The sequence below is a fragment of the Microbulbifer sp. genome (assembly GCF_051659245.1).
Taxonomy (GTDB): domain Bacteria; phylum Pseudomonadota; class Gammaproteobacteria; order Pseudomonadales; family Cellvibrionaceae; genus Microbulbifer.
This window is the reverse complement of record NZ_JBOFOC010000128.1, coordinates 1-3,634: the sequence shown is the minus strand read 5'-3', so window position 1 is coordinate 3,634 and position 3,634 is coordinate 1. Positions and strand designations below refer to the sequence as shown.

Sequence of the window (3,634 nt, the reverse complement as noted above, 5' to 3'; positions counted from 1 at the left end):
TCTGAAAAACGGAAACCCCGATCGCGGGCATGGCCCGCTCCTACAGCGCATCATCATTCCGAGTCCCGAGTCCCGATAAATAGGGGCCCGGCTTACCCAGTCCGTGAGCCTATTATCTCCGCGCAGGCGGCCAGCAGCGCGTCCATCTCCCCATCGGTGCCGATGGAGATACGCAGGTACTCACTGATACGCGGCTTGTTGAAATAGCGCACCAGGATATCCCGCCGGCGCAGTTCGCGGTACAGGTCTTCCGCCTCGATGCCCCGCGGCCGCGCGAGGACGAAATTGGCCTTGGACGGCACCACCTCAAATCCCAGCTTCCCCAGTTCCGCGACCACCCGTTCACGGGTGGCGATCACTTTGGCGCTGCTGTCCGCCAGCCAGGCGCCGTCCCGCACCGCCGCCAGTGCCACGCGCTGGGCGACGCTGTCGATGGGATAGGAGTTGAACGAGTTCTTGGTGCGCTCCAGTCCCTCGATCAGGTGCCGCTGTCCCAGGGCATAACCCAGGCGCAGCCCGGCCAGGGCGTGGGATTTGGACAGGGTGCGGATCACCAGCAGGTTCGGGTGATCGCCGATCAGGCGCACCGCGCTCTCGCCGCCGAAGTCGATATAGGCTTCGTCGATGGCCACCACCCGCTGGGGCTGCAGCCGCAGCAACCCTTCGATCTCCTCCAGCGGCAGGTAGCGGCCAGTGGGGGCGTTGGGGTTGGGCAGGATGACGCCGGCGGCGGGGCCGGCGTAGTCTTCCACCGCCAGGCTGAAGTCGTCCCGCAGCGGCGGCGTGCGGTAGTCGATGCCGTAGAGCTGGCAGTAGACCGGGTAGAAGCTGTAGGTGATGTCCGGGAACAGAAGCGGTTCCGGACGGCGAAAGAAGCTGTAGAAGCTGTGCGCCAGCACTTCATCGGAACCGTTGCCCACAAACACCTGGCCGCGGTCGAGGTCATTCTGCTTGGCGATGGCGGCGCACAGCTCAGTGGACTCCGGGTCCGGGTAGCGGCGCAGGGCTTCCGCCAGCTGTTCGTCCGCCAGCGTCTCCAGTGCGCGGGGCGAGGGCGGGTAGGGGTTCTCGTTGGTGTTCAGCTTGATCAGCCGGCCGCGGGGCTGTTCCCCGGGGACATAGGGTTCCAGTTGCGCCAGCTCGGGGCTCCAGAAGGGATTGCTCAAGACTCTGTCTCCGTCTCCTGCCCGGTGGGGGCTTGCTGTTCCGGCGCTTCCTTCGCCTCCGCCTCACCCTCATCGCGGGCTTTTTTATCCAGGGGAATATCGAACAGTGCCGGCGAACCGGCGATAAACTGCCCCATGGGCACCGGTTCACGCCACAACATGTCTTCGTATTTGATCTCGGTGGAGATCTCCGGCAGCGCGCTGAAATCGCGCATCCCGCCGATGTCCTCCGCCATTTCCAGGCCGAGAAAGCTCCAGGGCAGCAGCAGCGCCACGCCCCAGCGCCAGCGCGGGGACAGGTTCATGGCCAGGAAGCAGGCGCACCAGAGCATGGCGGGCAGCAGCAGTGCCAGTACTACCAGGTCGAGCAGGCCCTTCCAGCCGCCGAGGGCGTAGTTGAAATCCAGCAGGCCGCCGAACCACTCCCAGGCCGCATACAGCAGGGCTCCCAGGGTGGCGATGGACAGGTGGGTAAAGAATCGCGTCTCGTGGCGCACCACCCGGCCGATAAAGGCCCAGGCCGCCGCGTAAACCAGCAGGCCCACCACGCTGCCCGCCACCAGGTTCGCCGCCAGTGTCCACTCGTAGCTGCGCGCGTAGCCCAGATAACTGATCACCAGGGTGGACAGGCCCACGGTGAACAGCAGCGCGAAGGCCACCGCCGGGTGCGAGAGCCGCCCGAACAGTCTTTCCAGCGAGTGCAGCGGCAGCGCCGGCGACACCCTTGCCTCGCTGTCGGTAAAGCGCAGATGGGTCTTGCCCAACTGTATCTCGTCGCCGGACTCGATGGCACGCTCGCTGAAGGCGCCCGCCTTGACCGATTTGTCGCGGTGGTTGCCAAGCAACTGGCTGCCGTTCGCGCTGTGCAGGTCCCGCAGGGTATAGCTGCCGTCTTCGTCGCGCACCACCTCCGCGTGGCGGGGGTCGGCGTGGGGGTCGTCGAGGATGACATCGTTATGGTAGGCGCGCCCCAGGGTGAAACGCTCGCCGTCCATACGATAGCGGGCCTGTACCCGCTGGGAACGGTTGAGTTCTTCGATAATCAGTGCCATTGGATCTCGCTCGTGAACTTCTCGGAAAAGGCGGTCGCCGACTCCTCGGTAAATCCGGACAGGGTGAAGTGGCTGACCAGGGCGCGGTCCTTCTGGTCCACGGTGAGGCTCAGGAAGAAAATATCGTACAGGTCCGGGAACTGCTGGTAGCGGCGCACGCAGTAGCTGGTGCGGGCCCGCACCGGCTGCCGGTCGTTATCGGCTTTGGATTTCCCCACTTTGCGTTCCTGGGAGGTAAAGCCCTGGCGGCAGCGGAAGTTGGTGACGTCGTCCTCGCCGGCCATATTACCGGGGTAAAAGCTGCTCATCTGGCTTTCGTATTCGCTGTAGAAACGCGAGGGCAGCAGGTCGTCCGCCTCCAGCCAGAAAAACTCGTATTCCACCCGGCCGGTGTTGAAATTCTCCGACAGGTAGATAACGTCCTGGCCGGTGCAGCCTTTGTCGATGCGTTTGACCGGGTTGTCCTCGTCCTCCCCGGAGTTGCCCCAGCACTGAATGGAGGAGAGTATCTCCCCCACCACCATGGCATCCCCCAGCGGGCGCAGTTTCCACTCCGCCTCCAGTACGGAGTCGATAATCTTCTGCTGGTTGTCGAGCAACTGCCGGTGGGTAGCGGCCTGGAGGTCAACCGGGCGGCCGTCCTGCCGTTGGTAGTGTTCCCGCAGCGCGATCAGCTTTTCCACCGGTACCAGGAAACTGATCTGGTTGCCGGCGGTGGCCACATTGATTCCCACCACCTCGCCTTTGGCATCGATCACCGGCCCGCCGCTCATGCCGGGATTGATCGAGCCGGAAAAGTGAATGCGGTCGTAGAAACTGCCGGCGGCAATGCCGTTGTAGGTACCCGGTACCAGGGTCATGCCCAGGTCCAGGGGATTGCCCAGGGAGATGATGGTGGTCCCGTGACTGGGGGCGTGCCGGGACAGGTGGATATATTCCGGGCCGGGTTTGTTCTGGCGCAGCAGTGCCAGATCGTTGACCACATCGATATCCAGCAGCTCCAGCTCGCCCCGACTGCCGTCCACCGACAGGTACTGCAGGCGATACTTCTCCGGCTTGCGCACCGCCTCCGCCACCACATGATAATTGGTGGCGACCAGGCCGTCGGCGGAGATCTGGAAGCCGGAACCGATGGCCGCCTTGGAGTTGGAGGACTTTTCGATCAGGCGGATCTGGTAGAGGCTTTCGCGATAGTCGCTGTAGAGCTTTTCGTAACTTTGCGCCGAGGCGACACCGGTAAAACAGCAGAACAACAGGGTAAGCAGGCGCATGCGCAGGAGCTGTCTCTTTTTTGATTAATTTATGGGCAGAAAGGCGGGATGGTAAGTGGTCGGCGGCCAATGATCAATGACCCTGTAGGAGCGGCCCATGGCCGCGATCTGATTGCACTACGAAGTGAGATCGATCGCGGCCATG

Annotated in this window: 3 protein-coding genes; all 3 read right to left on the bottom strand. The window is 63.4% G+C overall.

The genetic code is table 11. The features are described 5' to 3' along the window. Positions 1-92: 92 nt before the first annotated feature. The 3 genes from hisC to ACRC0P_RS13360 are packed head-to-tail and all read right to left on the bottom strand — an operon-like array spanning position 93 to position 3,489. On the bottom strand, positions 93-1,166 hold the full coding sequence (gene hisC, locus ACRC0P_RS13370) for a histidinol-phosphate transaminase (protein WP_438631723.1): 1,074 nt from the start codon (positions 1,164-1,166) through the stop codon (positions 93-95). Next, positions 1,163-2,218 carry an FHA domain-containing protein gene (locus tag ACRC0P_RS13365; protein ID WP_438631721.1) on the bottom strand — a complete coding sequence of 352 codons (1,056 nt, stop codon included), beginning with the start codon at positions 2,216-2,218 and terminating at the stop codon, positions 1,163-1,165. Before ACRC0P_RS13365 ends, hisC begins: the two co-directional genes overlap by 4 nt. Then, positions 2,209-3,489, bottom strand: a complete 1,281-nt coding sequence (locus ACRC0P_RS13360; protein WP_438631719.1) for a S1C family serine protease — start codon at positions 3,487-3,489, stop codon at positions 2,209-2,211. Before ACRC0P_RS13360 ends, ACRC0P_RS13365 begins: the two co-directional genes overlap by 10 nt. Positions 3,490-3,634: the final 145 nt, after the last annotated feature.

What these genes read in the sequence shown, in the direction of transcription:
- ACRC0P_RS13365 (WP_438631721.1), bottom strand. Translation starts at nt 2,218, where the DNA reads ATGGCACTGATTATCGAAGAACTCAACCGTTCCCAGCGGGTACAGGCC.
- ACRC0P_RS13360 (WP_438631719.1), bottom strand. Translation starts at nt 3,489, where the DNA reads ATGCGCCTGCTTACCCTGTTGTTCTGCTGTTTTACCGGTGTCGCCTCG.